Below are 23270 nucleotides of genomic sequence, written 5' to 3'. Positions count from 1 at the left end.
CTGCGATTCTGGCGTGGACAACCTGCCGGGCCGCGCATGCCTCGCATCCACCATGCTTGGCCTTGACGGCCCGCTTCGCTAGCTATGACCGATTATTCTCAGCGGAACGCGCATGCTGACCTTCAAGCCCGGCATCCAGCCCGACAGCTCCATCCGCGCCTTCATCGAGGCGGGTGCGATCAGGCTCGCCAAACCGCCGGCCGAGGGGCAGATCCAGCCCGCGAGCCTCGACCTGCGCCTGGGTGCGCGCGCCTATCGCGTCCGCGCCTCGTTTCTTCCCGGCCCGGAGCGCACGGTGCGCAGCCGGATCGACGATCTCTCGCTGCACGAGATCGACCTGACGCAGGGCGCGGTGCTGGAGACCGACTGCGTCTATATCGCCGAACTGATGGAAGGCTTGCACCTGCCCAAGGGCCTGCGCGCCGCTGCCAATCCGAAAAGCTCGACCGGCCGGCTCGATGTCTTCACCCGCGTCATCACCGACCGCGCCCGCGAGTTCGATCTGGTCGAGGACGGCTATGACGGCCCGCTCTTCATCGAGATTTCGCCGCGCACCTTCCCGGTGCTGGTCCGCTCCGGCTCACGGCTCTCGCAGATCCGCTTCCGCGCCGGCGAGACCCGTCTCGACGACCGCGCGCTCGGCGAAATCCACGTCCGCGAGACGCTGGTCAGCGCGGCCGAGCCCTCCTTTCAGGGTGGCGTCGCCGTCAGCGTCGACCTCTCGGGCTTCGACGGCCTGCTCGGCTATCGCGGCAAGCATCACACGGCGCTGATCGATGTCGACCGCGTCGGCGCCTATCGCCCCGCCGATTTCTGGGAGCCGATCCACGACGATGGCTCTGGCAGCATGATCCTCGACCCCGGCCAGTTCTACATCCTCGCCTCCAAGGAAGCGGTGCATGTCCCGCCGGACTATGCCGCCGAAATGACGCCCTTCGACGCGCTCGTCGGCGAGTTCCGTGTCCACTATGCCGGTTTCTTCGATCCCGGCTTCGGTCATCGCGCGGCCGGCGGCCAGGGCGCCCGGGCCGTGCTCGAAGTCCGTTCCCGCGATGTGCCCTTCATCATCGAGGACGGCCAGATCGTCGGGCGCCTTGTCTACGAGAGCATGGCGGCCCGGCCGGAAGCGCTCTACGGCGCCGACCTCAAGTCGAATTACCAGGGCCAGGCTCTGAAGCTGTCCAAGCACTTCAAGAGCTGAGTGGTCACCAGCTCGCGTCTTCCCGCGATCACCGGCGATTCCCGGATGACACTTGGGCACGGAGCCGCTATGAACGCGGGCCTGCCGCGCGTTGCTTCGTCTGCGTGAAGGGCATGCGGGCGTAGTTCAGTGGTAGAACGTCAGCTTCCCAAGCTGAATGTCGTCGGTTCGATCCCGATCGCCCGCTCCAATATTTCAATGGGTTAAACCCATATCCTCGAAGCCCTGAATGTCAGAAGCTACGTAGCAGCTACGAGCCGAGCGATTCAATCGCTCTTGGGCTTCGGACCTGCTTGCGCCGGTTGAGCCACGTCGGAAGGCTTCGACTCGTTCGCTTCAGCAACCTCATTTGCGATGAGATCAGCGGCCCTCACACCGATGGCATTGGCCAGATCGTAGAGCGAGATGATCGTCGGATTTCGGCGCCCGCGTTCGAGGCCGCTGATATACCATCAGCTGAAGCCCGAGCGCGCTCCGGCCTGCTCCTGAGTCAGGCCGCGTGCCTTCCGCAAACGCGCAAATTTTCTCCGACCAGCTTGCGCCTATCCATGTGCTCAGAGCTGGCAAATTCGTGGCGACGTTCGAGGTTGCCTCTCGTCGAGCAGCCGGAACCTCAGCGCTGAAGGAGAGGCTTTGGCGATCCATCCGAGACGCCCTTCGGTTTTCGTCAATGTGGCCTCATGGCAACGATGCCGAGGCTTGACGAAGCGCATCCCAGTCAAGAGTTGCCGAATACCGTAAGGGCATGCCGTAATGGCGGGCGGCATTCTGTCGATGTCGATGCCTGCCGCCTCGCGCGATTTCGGTTCGGATGCTTCGCATTCCCGGACCGGATCATGGAATGAATCCGCCGGCTGACGAGCCGTAATGGCCGCGCCGGACTCTTGACGACCTGGGGGCTGTGTGTCTGCCCGCCTGCCACGATTGGACTGGGGCTGACGATGACGAACCGGGACTGCAACGGAACGCTCCGGCAACGGATTCTGGCCGGCACCTCTGCGCTGGCGCTTCTGCTGGCCGCCGCACCGGCCTGGGCTGATGGCGGCAAGGGCGGCGCTACAAGGGGCGGCTCCGGCGGCACGGACAGCACGACCGGCGTCGGCGGCAGTGGGGGCAGCGCGAGCGGCATTAACAGCGCTTTATTCGGTGGAGGCGGCGGCGGCGCTGGTGAAACTGGCGGCGCTGGAGGAAATGGTGGCGCGGGCGCGGGCGCGGGCGGGACGGGCGGGGCAACCGCTGGCGCTAGCGGGACAGTAGGCGGCGCTGGCTATTCCAATGGAAGCGGAGGCGGCGGTGGTGGTGGTGCCCATGGCTTTGTCGACACTGGCTCGACCTTGCCCATGACCGCAGTCAGTGGCGGGATGGGCGGTACAGGTGGTGGCAATCCCGGCGGCGCCTTCACCGGTGGCGGTGGTGGTGCGGGCGGCTACGGCGCTGTGCTGGGAGCAGCGACGGGCACATTTTCCGTCAACGTGATTGGCGGAGCGGGAGGAGCTGGCGGCACTGGTTTCGCGGGAGGCAGTGGCGGTTCGGGTGGAACGGGACTGTACATTCTGAATGGCGGGAGCTTCACAATCGACAGCGCGATCCAGGGCGGAAATGGCGGAGCGGGTGGCGCTGGGATTGGGCCATTATCAGGAGGCGGCGCCGATGGAACGGGCGGGGCGGGCATCGTCGGAACCGGCTTGTATCTGACCCTGGGCAGCACCGCCAGCGTCACTGGCGGCACGGCAGGCGGCGGAGGATCACGGGCCGACGCCATCACCTTCACGGGCGGTGCCAATGCGCTGACGCTCAACACCGGCGCCAGCCTCACCGGCAATATCGGCGTGACCGGCTCGCTGGAGTTCAATCAGCCGACTAACTTCACGCTATCCAACGTCATCACCGGCACGGGCTCGCTGTCGAAGACCGGCGCGGGCACGCTGACGCTGTCGGCCGCCAACAGCTACGCCGGCGGTGCCACGGTCTCCGGCGGCACACTGATGCAGGGCGCGGCGGGCGCCTTCGTTGGCAACAGCGCCTATACGGTGAATGGCGGCACGCTCGACCTGAACAACTACGCGCTGACCGCCTCTTCGCTGTCCGGCACGGGCGGCACGGTCGCGCTGGGCAGTGCGGCCCTGACCGTCAACCAGGCGACCGACACCAGCTTCGCAGGGGCGATCACCGGCACGGGCTCATTGTCGAAATCCGGTGCTGGCGTACTGACGCTGTCGGGCGTCAACAGCTACAGCGGCGGCACAACGGTCAATGCCGGCATTCTGCGACAGGGCGCTGGGCTAGCCTTCAACGGCGGCGCCTATACGGTGAATGGCGGCACGCTCGACCTGAACAACTTCGCAGTGGTCGTCTCTTCCCTTTCCGGAACGGGCGGCACGGTCGCGCTGGGCAGCGCGGTCTTGAACGTCCTCCAGGCGACCAACACCAGTTTCGCCGGAGCGATCACCGGCACAGGCCCACTGTATAAGAGCGGTGCTGGTACGCTGGTGCTGTCGGGCGCCAATAGCTACTCGGGTATGACGGTGGTCACCGGTGGCACGTTGAGGCAAGGCGTGGCGGGCGCCTTCGTCGGCAATGGCGCCTATAGGGTGAATAGCGGCACACTCGACCTGAACAACTTCGCGCTGACCGCTTCCTCGCTGTCGGCCCTGGGCGGGACGATCGCTCTCGGCAGCGCCGCCCTGACTGTCGACCAGGCGACCAACACCAACGTCGCCGGGGCGATCACCGGCGCCGGCTCGCTATCGAAGACCGGCGCGGGCATGCTGACGCTGTCGGGCACCAACACCTATATCGGGCCGACCACCGTGTCGGGCGGCACCCTATCGGTGAACGGTTCGATCGCCGGTTCGGCCGTCACGGTCGCGGCTGGTGGTATGCTCGGCGGCAACGGCACGGTCGGCCCGACCACGATCTCTGGCGGCACGCTCGCCCCCGGCAACTCGATCGGCACGCTCGCTATCGCCGGCAACCTCGCCTTCACGGCCGGCTCGGCCTATGCCGTCGAGGTCTCGCCGTCGAATGCCGACCGGGTCAATGTCGGCGGCACGGCCACGCTCGGCGGAGCGAGCGTCGCCGCGAGCTTTGCTCCGGGAGCCTATGTCGCCAAGCAGTACACGATCCTCAATGCGACGGGCGGCGTCAGCGGCACCTTCGGCAGCAAGGTCGATACCAACCTGCCTGCGGGCTTCAAGTCCGGGCTGAGCTACGATCCCAACAACGCCTATCTCGACCTGACGCTGGATTACACGCCGCCGACCAGCACGCCTACGCTCTTTCCCAATAGCGGCCTCAATCCGAACCAGAGCGGCGTCGCCAATGCCCTGACCGGCTATTTCAACAGCCATGGCGGCATCCCGATGGTGTTCGGCAGCCTGACGCCTGCCGGGCTGTCGCAGGCGGCCGGCGAGCCGGCGACCGGCGTCCAGACGGTCAGCCGCGACGCGATGAACCTGTTCATGGGCACGATGGTCGATCTCTCGCCGGATGGGCGCGGCATGCCGCTCGCGCCGGGTCCGGACGGGTTTGCCGGCTATTCCTCCGCCTCCGGCAAGGCGATGGACCTGCCGACGCGGAAGCTGCCTTTGACCGCCGATCCCGATGCCTGGCGCTGGAGCGTCTGGGGCAGCGGCTTCGGCGCCGCGCGCTTCACCGGCGCCGATGGCGCGGCTGGGACCGCCGCCGTCACCGACCGGGTCTATAGCGCGGCCGTCGGCGCCGATTACAGGCTGACGCCCTCGACCGTCGCCGGCTTCGCCCTGGGCGGCGGCGGCACCAACTTCAACACCTACGGGCTGGGCTCGGGCAGCTCCGACCTGTTCCAGGCCGGCGCCTTCATCCGTCAGCATTTCGGGCAGAGCTATGTCTCCGCCGCGCTGGCCTATGGCTGGCAGGATGTCACCACCGACCGCAGTGTCGCCGGCCTCGACCGGCTCCAGGGCCGCTTCAACGTCAACAGCTGGGCCGGCCGGATCGATGCCGGCCACCGCTTCGCGCTCGGCTCCTTCGGCCTGACGCCCTACGGGGCGCTGCAGCTCACCCGGGTCTCGCTGCCGTCCTATGTCGAGACGGCGCTGGGCGGCCCCGGCCTCTTCGCGCTGTCCTATGCGGACAAGGACGCCACCTCGACGCGCAGCGAACTCGGCCTGCGGGCCGATGCGAGGTTGGATCTCGGCGGCCTGCCCCTGACCCTGCGTGGCGGACTGGCCTGGGTGCACAACTTCAACCCCGGCAGCAGCGTCGTTGCGGGCTTCCTCTCCCTGCCCGGCACCGGTTTCCTCGTTCAGGGCGCGGCGCAGGACCGCAACGCGCTACGCACCACGGCCACCGCCGAGCTGTCACTGAGGAACGGCCTTTCGCTGGTGGCGAGCTTCGACGGCGAATTCAGCCGGAACAGCCGCAGCCTCGGCGGAAAGGCCGCCATCCGCTACAGCTGGTGAGGGGCAGGAGCCCGTCTGGTGTTTTGCCGGTGATCAAAAGAGCTTCCGTGAGGCCGGCAGCTCATGGCGCATCGGAGGTCTGACGGCTTCGAGAGAAGGCTGCTCCAAGCCCATGTTTGTCCCGATCATGGCGAAGTGCGGCTTGCGATCTTCGAAGACAGCCGAAGAAGCTATGATGCTCTCTGTTAGCCATCGCTAATGTGCATCTGGATCGTTGAAGAATTGGCCCCGAGCCGCGCGGGCATCTCAGCCGGTGCGTTCTGCGATGGCGGTCCCTGCCGCCCAGCCCGATGACCACGCCCATTGGAAGTTGTAGCCGCCAAGCCAGCCTGTCACGTCGACAACCTCACCGATGAAGTACAGGCCCTCGACCGCTCTTGCTTCCATCGTCCGTGAGTTCAGGCCGGACGTATCGACGCCGCCGAGCGTCACCTCGGCGGTTCGGTATCCCTCCGATCCGATCGGCATGACGTCCCAGCCCTGAATGGTGGACGCGATCGCGGCGAGCTTCTTGTCGCTCGCGTCGCCGATGGGGCCTGCCCAGCCATGGGCGTCCGCAAGATAAGCCGCCAATCGCTTCGGCAAAATCTCACCAAGCGTATTCGGGAGGCTTCTGCGGCCGTTTTCCTGTCTGGACGCGCGCAAGGCGGCAAACACATCCTGCTTCGGCAGGAATGCGATCCTGATCGGCTCCTTCTCGCGCCAATAGGACGAAATCTGCAGAATCGAGGGGCCTGAAAGCCCGCGATGCGTGAACAGAAGCGCCTCGTCGAACGCGGCCTTGCCGCAGGAGACCCGCGCATCCGCGGCGACGCCGGCCATGTCGCGAAACCCGGAAAGGACGTCTTCGCCAAAGGTCAGCGGCACGAGGGCCGGGCGGGTTTCCGTCACCGCCAGACCAAACTGGCCGGCGATCTGGTAGCCAAGGCCGGATGCCCCCATCTTGGGGATGGATTTGCCTCCGCAGGCCACGACAAACTGCCGGCATCGGATTCTGGCGGCTCCATCGCCACCAAGGGCGATCGCAAAGCCATCATCCAGCCGTTCGAGGCTTTCCAGCGTGGTTCTGAGGCGCAGTTCGCAGGCTGCGCGCGCCATCTCGGCCATTAGCATGGCGATGATATCCTTGGCGGAATCATCGCAGAAGAGCTGTCCGAGCGTCTTCTCGTGATAGGCGATGCCGTGCTTTTCGACCAACGCGACGAAGTCGTGCTGCGTATAACGGCCGAGCGCTGACTTCGCGAAATGCGGGTTGCTCGACAGGAAATTACGCGCGCTCGTGCCGATATTCGTGAAGTTGCAGCGCCCCCCGCCGGAGATGCGGATTTTCTCGCCGGGTGCCTTGGCATGATCGACGACGAGGACGCGCCCGCCGCGCGATGCGGCGTGGATCGCGCACATCATTCCAGCGGCACCGGCACCCAGGATGACAGTGTCGTAACGCTCAATCGACATCGAATGCGGCTAGCCTCGGAACGGTTCAAACGGCCGTTGCGCAGCGTTTCGGATGGCAGCGCGCTGCGCTCGGCTTCGGGTAGATGATCCGCGGCCGTCCAGCAACCGACGAAACTGAGGCCGGGAGTGCGATCGCCTCCCGACGATTCCGTCAGTTTATCCGTTTGGGACGCGAGGAAGGACGTTGAATGGCCTGGCGCTGCTTCCCGGGCGGAATAGCGTCGGTTCGATCCCGATTGCTCGTTCCGGCACCGCGATGGGAGAGGCCCGCGTCTCGGGCCCTTCAGGCGACGGCAGCGATGAACTGCGAGGCTTTGCTGTTCAACAGGCGACGAAAGTGATCGGCTTGCTGATAAAAGCGTTCTGCATCGACCTTGTCGCCGGCCGCTTCGAACGCCCGGGCCCGGGCCAGGGCGCGGTCATGGCGCATCTGAAGGTCGAAATCCGGTTTCTCCGTCGAAGGCCGCCGGGGGCGAGCCGGCCGCCTACGATGATCGAGGTTCATGGCGTTCTCCTCAGCCCATGATTCGCGCGACGATCTTGCGCAGCTCCGCGCGGGACAGGCCGCACGGTTCGGGTTTCCAGTTCGGCGAGGCTTTAGGCAGCGACGTTCCCGAGGCTGATGGGCCCGGGGACTGCGTCTTGTTGTGGTCGTAGTGGATTTTGCTTTTCATATCGGTCCAGTGGCACGCGGCGTAGCCGCGCTGCCTGTAAGGCCGCCAGGCGAAATGCCGGCGGCAGCGAGCCGCAAAGCGGCGTTCGATTGTCGAAGAGTGGGATGCGGGGCAACGCGCCTGTGCGGCGGGCCAGTCGAATCACGCGATCGATCAAGAACCAATAACGACCCATTGTGGCCTTTTGACGTTGCAGCCCTCGCCTCCACACGATCGCGACCCCGGACGCTCGCCCTGAAGGAGCCGGCATGGCGGCGGCTCAACCAGCGAGCCCGGCACAAGAATAACGCGCACATGGATGCTGGGTTCCAGGGGGCCGCAACGCGATCATCTCGCGGGCCTGGAGGAGCGTAGCGCCCGGCCGGCGGCCTCTACTGTGCAGCCTTCGCCCCGTCGATCACGACCGGCGTCCAGCCGCGCTCGGATGATTTCAGCCAGTCGGCGATATGCTCGAAGATGATGCGCTGGAAGGGCTGGATCTCCTGACCGCTCTGTTCGGAGATGGCGATGATCCGGCTGAGCTCATCGGCGAAATCGCGCCTGATCTCGTCGCCCAGGCGGTTTTCCAGGTGCTTGAACAGGATGCCGAACAGGCTGATCTGCGCGCTGGCGAGCCCGGCGAGGCAGTTGCTGAAATCCTGATTCATGGGGTCGTCCTCGAAGGTGGTCCCGCCGGTGTCGCTGCAGTTGTCACTTTGCGGCATGCCGTCGGTCGAAATGGGCGTGGGGGGAGGCGGGCGGCTTCAGAATTCCGCCCAGTCGTCGCGGCCGTTCATCGCGCGCAGCACCTTGCGCTGAAGCCGTGCCGGGACGGTCGGTGCCGGCTCGGCCTCGCTCGGCGCCGGCCGCGTGAAGGCGGAGCTGTCAACCTTGCCGCTCAGCCGGCTGAGCGGAATCTGGAAGGAGGTGACGAGGGACTGGAGCCGCTTCGCCGAACCTTCGAGCGTGCCGGCGACCGCGTGGCTCTGCTCGACCATCGTGGCGTTCTGCTGCGTCATCTCGTCGAGATGGGCCACGACCTTGGCGACCTCCTCGATTCCGTTCGCCTGCTCCTGCGAGGCGATCGAGATATCGGCGAGAGCGTTAGACACTTGCTGCGACGACTGAACGATCTCGGTCAGCGCGGTGCCGGCTTCCTGGACCAGCTTCACGCCGGCGGCGACCTCCTCGGCCGAATCCGTGATGAGCTTCTTGATGTCGTTGGCCGAATCGCTGGAGCGCTGGGCCAGCGCCCTGACCTCGGAGGCCACCACGGCGAAGCCGCGGCCCGCTTCGCCGGCGCGGGCCGCCTCGACCGCTGCATTCAAGGCGAGCAGGTTGGTCTGGAAGGCGATCGTGTCGATGACGTTAATGATGTCGGCGATATTGGCCGAAGCACGCTCGATTCGCTCCATCGCCGCGATGGCTGCGCTGACGATGTCGCCGCCGCGATTGGCGATGGTATTGGCTTTCTCGCCCAACGCCGTCGCGTCCTGTGCGCGCGCCGCGCTCTGCTTGACGGACGCCGCGAGCTCCTCGGTCGTCGCTGCCGTCTCTTCGAGGCTGCTGGCCTGCTCCTCGGTCCGTTGCGCGAGGTTGTGGCTGTCCTGGTTGATCGTCGAGGAGCCGGCCGTGAGCGTGCCGGAAATGTCGGCAGTCGTCGTTACGACGTCGCAGAGTGTCTCGATCAGCGCATTCACGCCTTCGCAGAGATCGCGCAGCTCGCCGGCCTTGCCGGCCAGCTCGATGCGCGGGTTGAGGTTTTTCTGCTTGGCGGCCGCGACGACCTGCTGGGTCTCGGCGACCGTGAGCTGGAGAGCCTCCTGCGCGAGGCGCCGTTCCGTGATGTCGGAGGCGAATTTCACGACCTTGTACGGCCGTCCGGTGGAATCGAGGATCGGGTTGTAGGTGGCCTGGATCCAGATCCGGCGACCGCCCTTGCCGATGCGCAGATACTCGCTCTCGTCATACTCGCCCCGGCCGAGCTTGGCCCAGAAGCGCTTGTATTCATCGGATTGATGCTGCTCCGGCGTCACGAACAGGCGGTGATGCTGACCCTTGATCTCGTCGAGCCGGTAGCCGACGGCGCTCAGGAAGTTGTCGTTGGCATCGAGGATGGTGGCGTCGAGATTGAATTCGATGACCGCCTGAGACTTGCGGATGGCGGCGATCTGCGCTTCCGAATTGGCGATCTCCGCCTTCTGGGCGGTTATGTCGGTCGCGAATTTCACGATCTTGCTCGGCTTGCCGTTGCGTCCGAGGACCGGCGCATAGACCGCCTGGAGCCAGAGCGGCGTGCCGTCCTTGCCGACGCGCAGGAACTGCCCCTCCTGTGGCTCTCCTTGGCGCAGCGCGGTCCAGAACGCCTTGTAGGCTGGCGCTTCGGCCTCATCCTTGCGCAGGAAGATAGCGTGGGGGCAGCCGACGATCTCCGACAATTGGTAGCCGGTCGCCGCGAGGAAGTTGCCGTTGGCGTTGAGAACCTTGCCCGCGAGGTCGAACTCGATCACGGCCTGCGAGCGATGGATCGCCTCGATCTGCGCCGCGCTGCTGTCCCGGTTGAAGAGGTTGAAGGCCATTGTTGTCCCCAGCGTGATGTGACCTGGGGAAGAAAGCTCTAACCAAGTTAAATAACGAACGGAGCCGCTAGCAGAAGCGATTAAGGGGTTGTTAGCTGCGTTTAACGACACGAGAAAATTAATGAATCGTACCCTGATTTAGCTCTCTATGGTCGAATTTTGCTGCAATTTCGGCATATTTTTGTGATTATTTCTATTTGATTCCGTTAACCGGTGTTGACGAGTCCTTAACGAGGGGGGAGCAGGTTTGTTGGTGTTTGATAACTATAAGATACTATCGAATGATCTCATCAGGATTCGCTATTCTGCTGGATAAGATGAAATGCTGAGCACGGCGCTCTGGGATGAAGAAGATTTCGCGCAACTGAAGGTTGAACTTGCAACCTTGAGCGGCAGTATCCCCGCGCCGGTACGCGTTATGGTGGCGAGCAGCGTCAAGCATTTCGCCGGTGAGTTGGTCGACGAACTCTGGGGAGATCTTGCACGCCATATGCGGGTCCAGGCCCTGTTCGACAACGAGGTCCGTGCCAGGCGCTTCCGGGGCGCCCTGTCGCAATGGCTCGTCGAAATCTTTCCGCGGGAGCCGATTGACCCGACGCATTTTCTCATGCGTCAGTCCGAGATCGGGGCGACCCACGCCCGCATCCAGATCCCGACATCGCTGAGCATGCTCGCGGCGCGCTCCTTCAAGCGCGGCATCTACAACAATCTCAAGCACACCCGGCTGTCGCGCGACGAATTCGTCCAGGCTGCGCTTTATGTTTCCGGCGTTATCGACATCGCGACGGCGGCGATCACAGCCGCTCTTATCAGCGGGCTCGACCGCAACCTGCGGGCGGAGGAAGCGCTTCGCCAGGTGTCGATCGATCATGATTTCCGTGCGGAGCGGGAAAGGCAGAAGGCATCCCTTTCCGAATGGGCGCAGGCTGTCTTCTTCGGCTCCGGCATCGCCGGTGAGGCCGACGGGGTCCTGTTGCTGAGCCGGTCCGAATTCGGCCTCTGGTTTTCCCATAGGGCAAATCTGCTGTTCGGTCGCACGGCCGAATATGCGTCGATCGCCGGGCTGGTCGATCGGGCTGACGCGCATGTCCGGCAGTTGCGCGGCGATGGGGATGCGTCTTGCCGTCAGGATCACCTGCGGGAGATCAGGCAGATTGCGGGCCAGATCAACAATCTCCTGAGCGTCCAGTTCAGCCAGTCCTTCGACATGGGCAGTGCCAGAGACCCGCTGTCGCGCTTGCTGAATCGCCGCTATCTTCGGGCGGCGCTCTCCCGCGAGGTCGCATTGCGTCGCCGGACGAACCGGCCCTTCTCGATGATCATGCTCGAGATTTCGCAATTCGACACGCTGCGGGCCAGCCTTGGCGAGGCCGGCGCCGATACCGTCGTCCAGCAGACGGCCGCCATGTTGCTCAACGCCGTGCGCTCGAGCGACACCGTCTTCAGCATGGGCCGGGAGACCTTCCTGATCATTCGCGTCGGGTCCGATGCCAGGGAAGCGGCGGTGTTCGCCCGCGGCATCGTCGAAAGCTATGCGGCGACGCATTTCTCGATCGACGGCAAGACGGTCCGGAAGAACACGCTGAATATCGGCGTCATCGAATATGACGGCCATCCCGATCCGCGCCGGCTCGTCGACCAGGTCGCGAATGCCCTGCGTAACGAGAAGGTCGGCAAGTGATGCATACCGGCGCACTCCACGGCGCGATCCTGCTGCTTCGATCCTGACCCGGCCGTAATCCTGCTCCCGTCGCGGGATCGAATCCGCGTTTCGCGGGTTGATCCGCGACGCCGCCGCTTCGGCGCGAGGAGCAGGATATGATGACGATCAGGCAGATCACGACCACCGCCGCCGCCGTTCTGATGCTGGCTTCGCCGGCCGTGGCCCAGCAGCGCTCGCTTGGCCCTTCGACGGGTACGGTTCGCATCGAGCAGGTCCAGGCTGGCTTCATCGCCTCCGGCGAGGCTGGCGGCGGAACCTTGCGCTACCAGGGCCGCTCCTACCCGATCACGGTTGGCGGGCTCGGCATCGGCTCGATCGGCGCCTCGCGCTCGGTTGCGACCGGTACGGTCTACGGTCTGCACCGCGTCTCCGACTTCGCCGGACCTTATGTCCAGCTCAAGGAAGGTTGGGCTGTCGGGGGCGCTGGCCGTGGCACCACATGGCTGCGCAACGACAAGGGCGTGACGCTTCGGCTCGCCACCCGCCGCCAGGGGCTTCAGCTTCAGCTCGGTGCCGATGGTGTGCTGATCGGCTTCCGGCAATAGGCCGGAAGCGGCTTCGCGCGGATAAACGAGGCTGGCCTCTAGGCTTTTGCATCGCCTCGACTATGGTGCGGGCACTTTGGAAAACGTGCTCCACTCCCTGATGATCTGTGCCGCCGCCGCCGTTCTGGCGGCGGTGCTCTGCGTGGCCCTGCGCCCACTTCTCCTGCGCTACGCCCTGGCGCGGCCGAATGCCCGATCCAGCCACAAGGTCCCGACCCCACAGGGCGGCGGCATCGCCGTGCTTGCTGGCGCTTTCATCGCGCTGGGTACGGCGCTCTGGCTTGCGCCGGTCGAGGGCGAGGCGACCCGCGCCGTGCTGGTGCTGGCGCTGGCCGTGACGGGGCTCGGCATCGTCGGAGCCTGGGACGATATCCGGCCACTGCCAGCGGGCATCCGGCTGGTGCTGCAAGCTGTCTGCGTCGGCTTCGTGCTGTTTCGGGCCGCGCCGGAACTGCGTTTGTTTCCCGAATTCCTGCCCCTGCCTGTCGAGCGTGCCCTGGCGCTTCTCGCCGGGGTCTGGTTCGTCAATCTCGTCAATTTCATGGACGGGCTCGACTGGATCACCGTCGCCGGCATCGTGCCGTTGACGGCTGCGCTGGCCTTCGCCGGCATGGCCGGCACGATAGATCCGGTGACGGGCTGGCTCGCCGCCGCTCTCTGCGGCGGGCTCCTCGGCTTCGCGCCCTTCAACCGGCCGGTGGCGCGGCTCTTCCTCGGCGATGTCGGCTCGCTGCCGATCGGGCTCGTCACCGCCTATCTGCTCTACCGCCTCGCCGGCACGGGCGCTTTCGCCGCCGCGCTGATCCTGCCACTCTACCATATCGCCGACGCGACGATCACACTGCTGCGGCGCCTCGCGCGCGGCGAGAAGGTCTGGGAGGCGCATCGCTCGCATTTCTACCAGCAGGCGACGGTGAACGGTTTCAGCGTGATCGCCGTGGTCGGCCGCGTCGCACTGCTCAATCTCGCGCTTGCCGCGATCGCCGGTATTTCGCTGATCTGGCCGGCCCTTCCGATCCAGGCGATCTGTCTGGCTGTCGCTGCCCTGCTGACCGGCCTGCTGCTGCGCCGCTTCGCAACCGGGCCCCGTCATGGCTGACCGGCGCGTCCTCGTCACCGGAGCGAGCGGGTTCGTCGGGCCGCATGTCGTGGCGGCGCTGATCCAGGCAGGCTACCTCCCGCGCCTTGCCCTGCGTCGCGCGCAACCTATCCCCGCGGGGGCCGAGGCGGTGGTGACCGGCGATCTTTCGGCCGCTGTCAACTGGCGTCCGGCGCTGGAGGGTGTCGACCATGTCGTTCACATGGCCGGTCTCGCCCATGCCGGGCCGGGCCTCGACGAGGCGCTCTATCGCCGCATCAACACCGAGGCGACGCTGGAACTCGGTCGGGCCGCGGCAAGCGCCGGCGTGCGGCGGTTCGTCTATCTCTCCTCGATCAAGGCGCTGACCGATGCCTTTGACGGCCCGCCACTGACGGAAGAGATGCAGCCCGCGCCCGATGATCCCTACGGCTGCTCCAAGCTCGCGGCGGAACGAGGACTGGCCGAGATCGATCTCGACTGGGTCGCACTGCGCCCGGTCCTGATCTACGGGCCGGGGGTGAAGGCGAACATGGCGGCGCTGCTCAAGCTGGCGCGCTTGCCCGTGCCGCTGCCCTTCGGTGGGTTGAAGGCGCCGCGCTCGCTGCTTGCGGTCGAGAACCTGGTCAGCGCCATCCTGTTCGCGCTGACGCCGGCCTGTCCGGCGCGGCAGAGCTACGCGCTGTCCGACCCGGAGCCCATCAGCGTCTCCGGGATGCTGGCGGCGATGCGGGCCGGGCTGGGGCGTGGTCCGGGTCTTCTGCCCGTGCCGGAGGCTTGGCTGCGCCGGCTGGCGCGCCTTGCCGGGCGCGAGGAGACTTTCCTCAAGCTGGCGGGAAGCCTCGTCGCCCGTCCGGAACGCCTGCTCAGGGCTGGCTGGCAGCCGTTGGTTGAGACGAAGCCGGCCCTGGCGCGTCTGGCCGCTTCGAATCGCGCAGGCTGAAATCCGGGATCGCCTCGTCGAGCACAGCATTGGCCGCGGCCTGGTCATTGGCCTTCACCGCCGCTGCAAGTCGCGTCAGCCAGATTTCGATCCTGTCGCGGCCGGCGAAGATCGGCTTGGCCGCCATCACGCCGTCGAGCCCGGTTTCGGCCATCGGCTCGTCGCGGGCGAACAGAATCTCGTTCAAGCGCTCGCCCGGCCGGACGCCGGAGACGACGATCTCGATATCCTCGCCGGGCTCGAAGCCGGCGAGGCGGATCATCCGCTCGGCCATGTCCATGATCCGCATCGGCTGGCCCATCTTGAGCACGTAGACGGCAGCGCGCTCGGCCTCCGCGTGGCTCGCTCGGGCGTGGGTGGCAGCAGTCAGCACGAGGTCGCAGGCCTCGCGGATCGTCATGAAATAGCGGATCATGTCGGGGCTGGTCACCGTGACCGGCCCGCCCCGGGCGATCTGCGCCTTGAACTTCGGCACCACCGAACCGGCCGAGCCCAGCACATTGCCGAAGCGCACGGCAACGAGGCGGATGCCGGAATCGGCGGCGACGAGCTCGGCATCGCGCGATTGCGCATAGATTTCGGCGAAGCGCTTGGTCGCGCCCAGCATCGAGACGGGCTCGATCGCCTTGTCGGTCGAGATCATCACGAAGGTCCGGGTACCGGCGGCGATGGCGGAGTCGATGACGTTCACCGAGCCGAAGATATTGGTCTTGATGCCCTCGCTCCAGTCCGCCTCCAGATAGGGAACGTGCTTGAGCGCGGCGGCATGGACGACGATGTCGGGCTTGAAGCCGGCGAAGAGCGGCATGATGCGCGCGCGATCGCGGACATCGGCAAGCGCGCCGGAGACGGCCGTACCCGGCGCCTGCACCGAGAGCTGTTCGCTGATCTGGAACAGGGCTGGTTCCGAGCTTTCGATGATGAGCAATTCGGCCGCGCCGAAGGCGGCGCAACGCAGGCAGATCTCGGAGCCGATCGAGCCGCCGCCGCCGGTGACGATGACGCGCTTGCCCTTCAGGAACGCGCCCAGCCGGTCGCGGTCGATCGTGGCGGTCGAGCGGACCAGCAGGTCCTCGATCTCGAGCGGCGCCACCTCCGTGTCGCGCAAGCCTTCGCCGAGGCTGTCGATACGCGAGATCGGCAGGGCGAGCTTGCGCGTGCGCGCCAGCCATTTTTCCGGCTGCGCTTCCGGCAGCAGGGCGGCAGGCGTGGCGACGATGCGGCGATAGGCTTCGCCGCGCTCCATCGCTTCGCCCGCGACCCGTTCCAGATCGGTGAGCAGCCCGAGCACCGGCACGCCGCGGATCGACTGGCCGAGATCGTCGGGACGTGGCGACAGGATGCCGGCGGGTCGCAGCCGCCGCATCGTGCCGGCCTCCATGGCGCGGATCACCATCTCGACCTCGACGCCGCGCCCGAGCAGCAGCGTCGGCAGGTTCGCCTCGCGCACGGCTGTGGTCCGCGAACGGGCATATTTGAAATAGCGATAGGCGAGGCGCGGACCGCCGAGCAGCGCGACCTGCACCAGCCAGTACAGCGCGATCGAGATCTTGCCGAAATAGAAGGCGCCATAGAAGCTCGGCGAGATCAGCACGTAATCGACGGCGAGCAGCGATACCGTCAGGACGGAGACCGCTTTGACGATGTTCGAGAGGTCCGGCAGCGAGGCAAAGCGCCATTTCGAGCGGTAGAGCGAGAAGAACCAGTAGACCAGCCCGGCATAGGCCACGAAGAAGGGCAGGAAGCGCGGCAGGTAGCGCAGATGCTCGGTGAGCAGGGCGCCCTCGAACCGCACGACGAAGACCAGCCAGATCGCCAGCGCCGTGACCGTGAGGTCATGCAGGACGACGGCGAGCTTCTTGAGATTCTGTTTGGGCAGGATGGCCATGTCCGGGCGGTATCCCGCTCCCTCGGCGGCTTGTCAACGCGTCGGTTCGGGATCGCCTGGAGCGTTCTCCAGCGAAGTGCTCTAGCGAGCCTGGGGCTTTGCTTCCAGCGCGCTGAGCACGAAGGCGATCATCTCGTCCGGCGTCGGGCCCGGAATGCACTCGCATTGCGTGATCAGCAGCGGATGCATGAAGCGGATCATCGCGGTGCGGATGCAGCCGGTGGCATGGGCCGGCTCCATCGGCCGGAACTCGCCACGCGCGATACCGTCGGCGACGACGCGGCGCAGCACCATGTCGAAACGCTCGATATGGGCGATGATCGCATCCCAGCTCTCCTCCATCGCGGCGCAGACCATTTCCTGCATCCGGGCATGGCCGGCGAAGCGTGCGGCATTCAACTTGTAGGAGGTGGCGAGGATGTCGCGCAGCCGATCGGATGCGGGCCGGTCTTCGTCGGCGATCGTTGCGATGGCTTCTTCCTGCTCGCGCTTGTAGCGCTCCAGCACGGCCTCGTTGATCGACTTCTTGGAGTCGAAGAAGCGATAGACGTTGGCGGGGCTCATCCGCAGGGATTTGGCGATGTCCGCCACCGTCGTCTTCTGGTACCCGATATCGCGAAAGAAGCGTTCGGCGGTGTCGACGATGATCTGCCTGGTATCGCGTTCGGAGTTACTCACGGCGTCGCCGGTTGGGTTGTTTCAAACGAAAGCGGTGAAGAATTGATCTTTATGACGAATTTCATCATTCGTCAACATAATGGCGAATAAAGACTTTTGCCTTGATGTGCATCAATCTGCGGGCAAGGCCCTCGTTCAAGGAACAGTTCAGGGCGTCCGAGGTTCCCACCCGGCTCAGACCACGGAACTGCGGGTTCTGGCGAGATTAAGCAGGGTTTCGATATCGAAATGAGCATCCAGATGCGCAGCGAGCCCATCTAGGGTCGCCTCGATCACACCGTCGTAATGCAGGTCTGACGATGTAGGGTGCTCTGCGTCGATCGCAGTGAGCCAGGCGCCGCGCACCGCGTCTGAAGCAAAGATGCCATGCAGATAGCTGCCGGCGACCCGGCCATCCGGACTTGCGGCGCCTTCCGCCCGGCCTTCGACGCGGAACGGAGCGCGGACCGTATCGGCGCCGTCCGTTCGGCCGAGATGGATTTCATAGGCCCGGCCCGACGCCGTGCTGCCGATATCGACGAAATCAACCTCGCGGACGGTCTTGTCGGCGTCGAGGGTCGTCTCGACATCGAGCAGGCCAAGGCCGGGCGCTTCACCCGGCGGCCCTTCCAGTCCCAGCGGGTCGCGCACCACGCGTCCGAGCATCTGGTAGCCGCCGCAGAGCCCGAGGACGCGCCCGCCCCTGCGGCGATGGGCGAGAATGTCGATGTCCCAGCCCTCCCGGCGCAGCGCCGCAAGGTCGCGCAGCGTCGTCTTGGAGCCGGGCAGAATGACGAGGTCGGTATCCCCCGGCAGCGGCTGCCCCGGCCCGATCATGGCGAGGTCGACATCCTGCTCCAGCTTTAGCGGGTCGAGATCGTCGAAATTGGCGATGCCCGGCAAGACCGGCACGGCGATCCTGATCCGAGCCCCGGATTTACGCCCCGAGCGGATGTCGAGCCCGTCCTCGGCCGGCAGCCTGACCGCATCGGCGAACCAGGGCACGACGCCGAGACTGGGCCACCCCGTGGCCTCCGCGATCGTGGCGACGCCGGGCGCAAACAGTTCGACGGCGCCCCGGAAGCGGTTGATCGCGAAGGCGCGGATCATCGCCCTGTCTTCCGCATCGAGAACCGCGTGCGTGCCAACCAGGCTCGCGATCACGCCGCCGCGGTCGATATCGCCGATCAGCACGGCCGGGACGTTGGCGGCCCGCGCGAAGCCGAGATTGGCGATGTCGCGGGCGCGCAGGTTCGTCTCGGCCGGCGACCCCGCGCCCTCGACGATGACGAGATCGGCGCCTTCGCTCAGGCGCGTGAAGCTGTCGAGGACCTGCGGCATGAAATCCCCGCGCCGGGCGAAGTCGCGCGAGGCGAGGCGGCCGGCAACGCGGCCCTGCAGGATGATCTGGCTGCCTTGCTCGCCCTCAGGCTTCAGCAGCACGGGGTTCATGTCGGGGTGAGCAGCAACACGGGCGGCGCGGGCCTGCAACGCCTGCGCCCGGCCGATCTCGCCGGCAGCGGTCGCCGCGGCATTGTTCGACATGTTCTGCGGTTTGAACGGCCGTACTTTCAGGCCGCGATTCGCGAACAGCCGGCACAGCCCGGCGACGATCAGCGACTTCCCGACATTGGAGCCGGTGCCGAGGATCATGATCGCGGGAACGGGGGAGCGGGCCATATGCCTGCTTAGCGTGGTTTCGATATGCGCGGAAACCAGCCGCAGCGGCAATCTTCACGCAAGGAGGATGGGAGAGTTCGGCGCTGACTTCGCGCGTCGGGTGGCGCTTGCACCATCCTGACAAGGTTCGCCGGCCTTCTGCGGCATCCTGCTGCGCCAAAGGGGCGAAGTCGCAACGGGCGTCCGCCGAAGGCCGGCTGAGAATCAATAGACACTGATTGATGACGAATGTCAACATTCATCACTCGCTATTTCTCTCACCTCCGTCGGATCATTTCCCATCGGATGCGCCGGCCGGTCCGGCATGCTAAAGCCACGGTTCCCGCCTTTGCCGAGCCGATCCGACCGCGATGAATCCGATCCTCTCCGCCCTCCCCACCACCGTCTTCGAGGTGATGTCGCAGCTTGCCCGCGAGACCGGGGCCGTGAATCTCGGGCAGGGCTTCCCGGATGATCCCGGCCCGCTCGATGTCCGCCGGAAGGCGGCCGAGGCGGTGGTCGATGGCTGGAACCAGTATCCGCCGATGATGGGGCTGCCCGAGCTGCGCGAGGCGGCTGCCAAGCACTACAAGCATTGGCAGGGGCTCGACCTCGACCCCACGACGGAAATCATGGTGACCTCTGGCGCGACCGAGGCCATTGCCGGCGCGCTGATGGCCTTGATCACGCCCGGCGACGAGGTCGTGCTGTTCGAGCCGATGTACGACGCCTATCTGCCGCTGGTGCGGCGCGCTGGCGGCATCCCGAAATTCGTGACGCTGACCCCGCCGCATTTCGGCCTGACCGAGGCGGCGCTGGCAAAAGCCTTCTCGCCGAAGACGAAGGTCGTGCTGTTCAACAATCCGCTCAACCCGACCGCGACGATCTTCGGCAAGGCCGATCTCGACCTGCTCGCGGATTTCTGCGTCCGCCACGACGCGATCGCGATCTGCGACGAGGTTTGGGAGCATGTCGTGTTCGACGGGCACCGTCATGCCTCGGTGCTCGGACGCCCGGACATGCGCGAGCGCACCGTCAAGATTTCCTCGGCCGGCAAGATCTTCTCGCTGACGGGCTGGAAGGTCGGGCTCGTCATGGCCGCGCCCGCGATCATGCGCGTGCTGTCCAAGGCGCACCAGTTTCTCACCTTCACCACGCCGCCGAACCTGCAGGCCGCGGTGGCCTATGGCCTGGGCAAGGATGACGGCTATTACGAGGGCATGCGCGCCGATTTCCAGCGCTCGCGCGACCGTTTCGCGGCCGGCCTGCGCGATCTCGGCTTCGCCGTGCTGCCGAGCGCCGGGACCTATTTCCTCAATGTCGATATCGCGCCGCTCGGCGAGAGCGACGATGTCGATTTCTGCCGCCGGCTGGTGACCGAGAATGGTGTCGCCGCGATTCCGGTCAGCGCCTTCTATGCCGAGGGCGCTGTCAGGAACGTCGTCCGCTTCTGCTTCGCCAAGCGCGATGCGACGCTGGATGCCGCGCTGGAGCGGTTGGCCGCGCGCCGCCCGCGCTGAGGCTCCGGGCTCAGCCGGCGATCAGCTTGGCGGCGGTCGCGCCGGCGGCTCCGAGGCGCTTCTGCAGATCGGCGGCGACGCCGCCACTATTCGGCGCCTGCTTGGCGGTTTCGGTTGCCGCCATCAACTGGGCGAGCGCCTGCTGCGCCAGCGCCTTGTCCTTGTTGCGGCGGGCGAGCTGGAGCATGGCCTCGGCCTGATTGGCCCGCGTCTGCGCCCAGAGCAGCGGTGCGCGCTCCTGGCGATATTCTTCCAGCGCGGCGGCGAAGGCGGCGATCGCCTCCTCGATCACGACCGGTTCGCTGTAGCGCTCGCCCATGGCCGCGAGGACGCCGCCCATCTGGTCCTGAAGCTCGGCCCAGCGCATGGGGGTGCGGCTGCGGTCGGTCGCCTGCGAGACGCGGTTGAGACCGTTGAAGGCGCGTTCGAGCAAAGAGAGGTCGCTGCGGCGCCGGCCGAGCGTGGCACGCGCGCGGGAGATCATGTGCTCGGCTTCGAGCCAGCGGACCTCGTCGTCGCTGCGCTTCCAGACGGCAAGTGCCGTGGCATAGGTCGCCACCGCTTCCTCCAGCAGATTGTCGTCCTTCTGCGAGACGCCGAGATTGACCGCAAGCCGGCCCAGCCGCAGCTTCAGGGCACGCCAGAGCGCGGGCGCCTCGTCATGGCGCAGGTCTTCGAGCCCGGCCCGGCAATGGATGAGGGCCTCGTCGAGCAGCTTGGCGTCGCCGGTCAATGCGGCCAGCTTGTCGAGCGCCGAGGCCAGCGCTTCCTGCGCTCCGGCGAAGGCGATGGTGTCAGCGAGGCTGTCGAGCCCTTCGAGCAAACGGCGCAGGGCGGCGATCGAGCCGTCATAACCTTCGCGGCCGCCGAAATCTTCGCTGAGCCGTGCCAGCACCTTCGCCTGCTCGAGAGCGGCCTCCCGGCTGCGGTCCACATTTGCGAGGCCGATCAGGGCGGAGGCTTCGCCATAGCGGGCGGCGGCTTCGCGATAGGCCTCGGAGGTCGTGCGCAGGAAGCTGATGGCCGCGCGGTCGGCGCGGTTCTCGCCGATCAGCAGCCGGCGTTCGAGCGGGAGCGCGGAAAGGTCGGTGGAGCCGCCGATGGCGTGCAGCTCGGCCTGGGCGAGGCTCTTGTCGGCTTCGGCGAAACGGCCCTCTGCGATGGCAGTGGCGGCTTCTCCGCGCAGGCGCTTGATCTCGGCATCGCCGAGAGGCGTGGCGAGGCGGGTAGACAGCGCGAGGAAGTCGCTGGCCTTGCGGTCGAGCAGGTGCTCGCTGGGCAGGGGCGAGCCCGCACGCCGCAGCCAGTCCGCCATCATCGCGGCCATCGCCATCGGCGATATGCCGCGGCGTCCGGCGATGCGCGCCAGGAGCGGAGCGATCTGGTCGGTCTGGCTGATGGCTGCCTCCCGCTCCGGTCCGGTGACAGGGATTGCCGCGCGCCCGTTTGGACACGCGGCGATCCGGGGCGATTTACTTCGCGGCGATGACCGCGATCTCGACGGTGAACTGCGGCGCGGCCAGCTTGGCCTCGACCGTGGCGCGGCCCGGGGTGGCGCCGGCGACGACCCACTTGTCCCAGACGGCGTTCATTTCGGCGAAGGTCGAGATGTCGGTGAGCCAGATGTTGACCATCAGCAGCTTCGACTTGTCGGTGCCGGCTTCGGCCAGGAGGCCGTCGATAATGCCGAGGATGTCGGCAGTCTGCTCGCCGACGCTCTTGCCGGCAGCCTTGTCCGCGACCTGGCCGGCCAGATAGACGGTGTTGCCGTGCACGACGGCCTTGGACATGCGCGGGCCGACGCCGATACGCTGAATGCTCATAATCTGATCTCCTTGAACGGACGCTTCGCTGGTAGCCCGGCCCGGCCGGTTTCGCAAACGATATGCGGCTACCCTAAGGGAAGATATCGCCGAAAATCATCCGCGATTCGCAGAGGCTCAGGCGAAACTTGCCCAGCCCGCCCAGAGCGCCGCATAGCGCCCTGCCTTGCCGATCAGGACGAGAACGGTGAAGCGCCAGAACGGGTAGTTCAACGTGCCCGCGGCGAAAGTCAGGGGATCGCCGACGATTGGAACCCAGGCCAGCAGCAGGGATGGCCAGCCGAAACGGGCGAAGAAGCCTTGCGCCTGGGCGAAGCGCTTCGGGTCGGGCCGCAGGCGCGCCGGCAGCCTGTCGACGCCGTGACGCGCGATCATCAGGCCGAGCCACCAGTTGAGGATCGAGCCGGCGGTGTTCGCGATGCTCGCGGTCAGGAACAGCGCCAGCGGATCGACGCTCTTCGCGGCGAGCAGCCCGACGAAGACGGCTTCCGACTGTGCCGGCAGCAGCGTCGCGGCGACGAAGGCCGCGAGCGCCATTCCGCCGAGGGAGGACAGGCCGGCCATCACGCGAGCATGGCCGCCAGTGCCTTGACCGTATTCGCGTTGCGCAAGGTGCCGATGCCGAGCTTCTTGGTCGTCAGATGCGAGAGCAGCTTTGCCTCGCTCGGCGCGCCCGCGAAATCGATCCAGAGATCGCCATCCCTGAGTGCGAGGCGCATATCGGGCGTCGCGATGGCCTCCAGCCTGGTGAGGGTGTCCGGGCCGAGCGGCTTTCGCATGACGCGGATACCGACATGGGCGCCGCTGCCCTCCGAGAAGGGATTCTGCGCGGCGAGCCGCAGCCAGCCCGGCGCAGTGCGCAGGATGATGTCGACGGGCTTGCCGAAGCGATCACGGAACGCCGCCTCCAGCCGGCTTTCGACCTCGGCGAGCGGCGCATCCTCGCCCTCGAAGATCAGGTTGCCGGTGGCGACCCAGGTCCGTGGATTGGCGAAGCCGAGCTCCGACGCCATGGCCTTCAGGTCCGTCATGACCAGGCGCTTGCCGGGGCCGAGCACGATCGAGTGCAGCAGGGCGACATAGGTCGTCATCGCGGTCTCGGAA

19 protein-coding genes, 1 tRNA gene and 1 pseudogene are annotated in these 23270 nt (G+C 66.2%); 8 read left to right on the top strand and 13 right to left on the bottom strand.

What is annotated here, in order from left to right:
- Positions 1 to 112: 112 nt before the first annotated feature.
- Both ACODTJ_RS12435 and ACODTJ_RS12430 read left to right on the top strand, forming a co-directional pair.
- Positions 113 to 1201, top strand: coding sequence for a 2'-deoxycytidine 5'-triphosphate deaminase (locus ACODTJ_RS12435; protein WP_454654294.1), 1089 nt, complete (start codon positions 113 to 115; stop codon positions 1199 to 1201).
- Positions 1202 to 1316: 115 nt separating this feature from the next.
- Positions 1317 to 1391, top strand: a tRNA-Gly gene (locus ACODTJ_RS12430).
- Positions 1392 to 1467: 76 nt separating this feature from the next.
- Here the strand turns inward: ACODTJ_RS12430 and ACODTJ_RS12425 are convergent.
- Positions 1468 to 1751, bottom strand: a pseudogene (locus ACODTJ_RS12425) (helix-turn-helix domain-containing protein).
- A gap of 1135 nt (positions 1752 to 2886) precedes the next feature.
- Between ACODTJ_RS12425 and ACODTJ_RS12420 the strand changes: the two are divergent.
- Positions 2887 to 5643, top strand: a complete 2757-nt coding sequence (locus ACODTJ_RS12420) for an autotransporter outer membrane beta-barrel domain-containing protein (RefSeq protein ID WP_488848951.1) — start codon at positions 2887 to 2889, stop codon at positions 5641 to 5643.
- A gap of 246 nt (positions 5644 to 5889) precedes the next feature.
- On the opposite strand, the gene ACODTJ_RS12415 is transcribed toward ACODTJ_RS12420, so the two are convergent.
- The 5 genes from ACODTJ_RS12415 to ACODTJ_RS12395 all read right to left on the bottom strand — a co-directional run bounded on the left by ACODTJ_RS12415 (position 5890) and on the right by ACODTJ_RS12395 (position 10330).
- Positions 5890 to 7092, bottom strand: a complete 1203-nt coding sequence (locus ACODTJ_RS12415) for a BaiN/RdsA family NAD(P)/FAD-dependent oxidoreductase (RefSeq protein ID WP_454658908.1) — start codon at positions 7090 to 7092, stop codon at positions 5890 to 5892.
- 289 nt (positions 7093 to 7381) lie between these two features.
- Positions 7382 to 7603, bottom strand: coding sequence for a DUF4167 domain-containing protein (locus ACODTJ_RS12410; RefSeq protein ID WP_454654292.1), 222 nt, complete (start codon positions 7601 to 7603; stop codon positions 7382 to 7384).
- Positions 7604 to 7613: 10 nt separating this feature from the next.
- Positions 7614 to 7772, bottom strand: a complete 159-nt coding sequence (locus tag ACODTJ_RS12405) for a hypothetical protein (protein ID WP_488848949.1) — start codon at positions 7770 to 7772, stop codon at positions 7614 to 7616.
- A 371-nt stretch (positions 7773 to 8143) separates the two neighbouring features.
- Complete coding sequence (locus tag ACODTJ_RS12400) at positions 8144 to 8419, bottom strand: hypothetical protein (RefSeq protein WP_488848947.1); 276 nt, start codon at positions 8417 to 8419, stop codon at positions 8144 to 8146.
- 96 nt (positions 8420 to 8515) lie between these two features.
- Positions 8516 to 10330: a methyl-accepting chemotaxis protein gene (locus ACODTJ_RS12395; protein WP_488848945.1), complete on the bottom strand. Its 1815-nt coding sequence runs from the start codon at positions 10328 to 10330 to the stop codon at positions 8516 to 8518.
- Positions 10331 to 10652: 322 nt separating this feature from the next.
- Here ACODTJ_RS12395 and ACODTJ_RS12390 point away from each other — a divergent pair, with 322 nt between their 5' ends.
- From ACODTJ_RS12390 to ACODTJ_RS12375, 4 genes are all read left to right on the top strand, one after another.
- Positions 10653 to 12011 carry a GGDEF domain-containing protein gene (locus ACODTJ_RS12390; protein ID WP_488848943.1) on the top strand — a complete coding sequence of 453 codons (1359 nt, stop codon included), beginning with the start codon at positions 10653 to 10655 and terminating at the stop codon, positions 12009 to 12011.
- A gap of 137 nt (positions 12012 to 12148) precedes the next feature.
- Entirely contained in the window at positions 12149 to 12598 is a 450-nt protein-coding gene (locus tag ACODTJ_RS12385) for a hypothetical protein (protein WP_454654286.1), read from the top strand.
- A gap of 100 nt (positions 12599 to 12698) precedes the next feature.
- Positions 12699 to 13697 carry an MraY family glycosyltransferase gene (locus tag ACODTJ_RS12380; protein ID WP_454658907.1) on the top strand — a complete coding sequence of 333 codons (999 nt, stop codon included), beginning with the start codon at positions 12699 to 12701 and terminating at the stop codon, positions 13695 to 13697.
- A complete protein-coding gene (locus ACODTJ_RS12375) occupies positions 13690 to 14619 on the top strand; it encodes an NAD-dependent epimerase/dehydratase family protein (RefSeq protein ID WP_454654284.1) in 930 nt (309 codons plus the stop codon). The genes ACODTJ_RS12380 and ACODTJ_RS12375 overlap by 8 nt, the downstream gene beginning before the upstream one ends.
- Here the strand turns inward: ACODTJ_RS12375 and ACODTJ_RS12370 are convergent.
- From ACODTJ_RS12370 to ACODTJ_RS12360, 3 genes are all read right to left on the bottom strand, one after another.
- The gene (locus ACODTJ_RS12370; protein WP_454658906.1) at positions 14543 to 16498 is read right to left on the bottom strand and encodes an SDR family NAD(P)-dependent oxidoreductase; all 1956 of its coding nucleotides are present in this window, start codon (positions 16496 to 16498) and stop codon (positions 14543 to 14545) included. The two genes, ACODTJ_RS12375 and ACODTJ_RS12370, sit on opposite strands and share 77 nt — an antisense overlap.
- Before the next feature lie 90 nt (positions 16499 to 16588).
- Complete coding sequence (locus ACODTJ_RS12365; protein ID WP_454654282.1) at positions 16589 to 17185, bottom strand: TetR/AcrR family transcriptional regulator; 597 nt, start codon at positions 17183 to 17185, stop codon at positions 16589 to 16591.
- A gap of 174 nt (positions 17186 to 17359) precedes the next feature.
- Positions 17360 to 18844: a cobyric acid synthase gene (locus ACODTJ_RS12360; RefSeq protein ID WP_454654281.1), complete on the bottom strand. Its 1485-nt coding sequence runs from the start codon at positions 18842 to 18844 to the stop codon at positions 17360 to 17362.
- Positions 18845 to 19194: 350 nt separating this feature from the next.
- Here ACODTJ_RS12360 and ACODTJ_RS12355 point away from each other — a divergent pair, with 350 nt between their 5' ends.
- On the top strand, positions 19195 to 20343 hold the full coding sequence (locus ACODTJ_RS12355; RefSeq protein ID WP_454654280.1) for an aminotransferase: 1149 nt from the start codon (positions 19195 to 19197) through the stop codon (positions 20341 to 20343).
- 10 nt (positions 20344 to 20353) lie between these two features.
- Here ACODTJ_RS12355 and ACODTJ_RS12350 read toward each other — a convergent pair whose 3' ends face one another.
- The 4 genes from ACODTJ_RS12350 to ACODTJ_RS12335 all read right to left on the bottom strand — a co-directional run bounded on the left by ACODTJ_RS12350 (position 20354) and on the right by ACODTJ_RS12335 (position 23257).
- Positions 20354 to 21676, bottom strand: coding sequence for a hypothetical protein (locus ACODTJ_RS12350; protein WP_454654279.1), 1323 nt, complete (start codon positions 21674 to 21676; stop codon positions 20354 to 20356).
- A gap of 139 nt (positions 21677 to 21815) precedes the next feature.
- Positions 21816 to 22166, bottom strand: coding sequence for a RidA family protein (locus ACODTJ_RS12345; RefSeq protein WP_454654278.1), 351 nt, complete (start codon positions 22164 to 22166; stop codon positions 21816 to 21818).
- Positions 22167 to 22283: 117 nt separating this feature from the next.
- A complete protein-coding gene (locus ACODTJ_RS12340) occupies positions 22284 to 22730 on the bottom strand; it encodes a YqaA family protein (protein WP_454654277.1) in 447 nt (148 codons plus the stop codon).
- On the bottom strand, positions 22730 to 23257 hold the full coding sequence (locus ACODTJ_RS12335; RefSeq protein WP_454654275.1) for a DUF1697 domain-containing protein: 528 nt from the start codon (positions 23255 to 23257) through the stop codon (positions 22730 to 22732). The genes ACODTJ_RS12340 and ACODTJ_RS12335 overlap by 1 nt, the downstream gene beginning before the upstream one ends.
- Positions 23258 to 23270: the final 13 nt, after the last annotated feature.

The organism is Allobosea sp. FG18, assembly GCF_057809495.1.
This window is presented reverse-complemented; position numbering and strand designations above follow the sequence as displayed.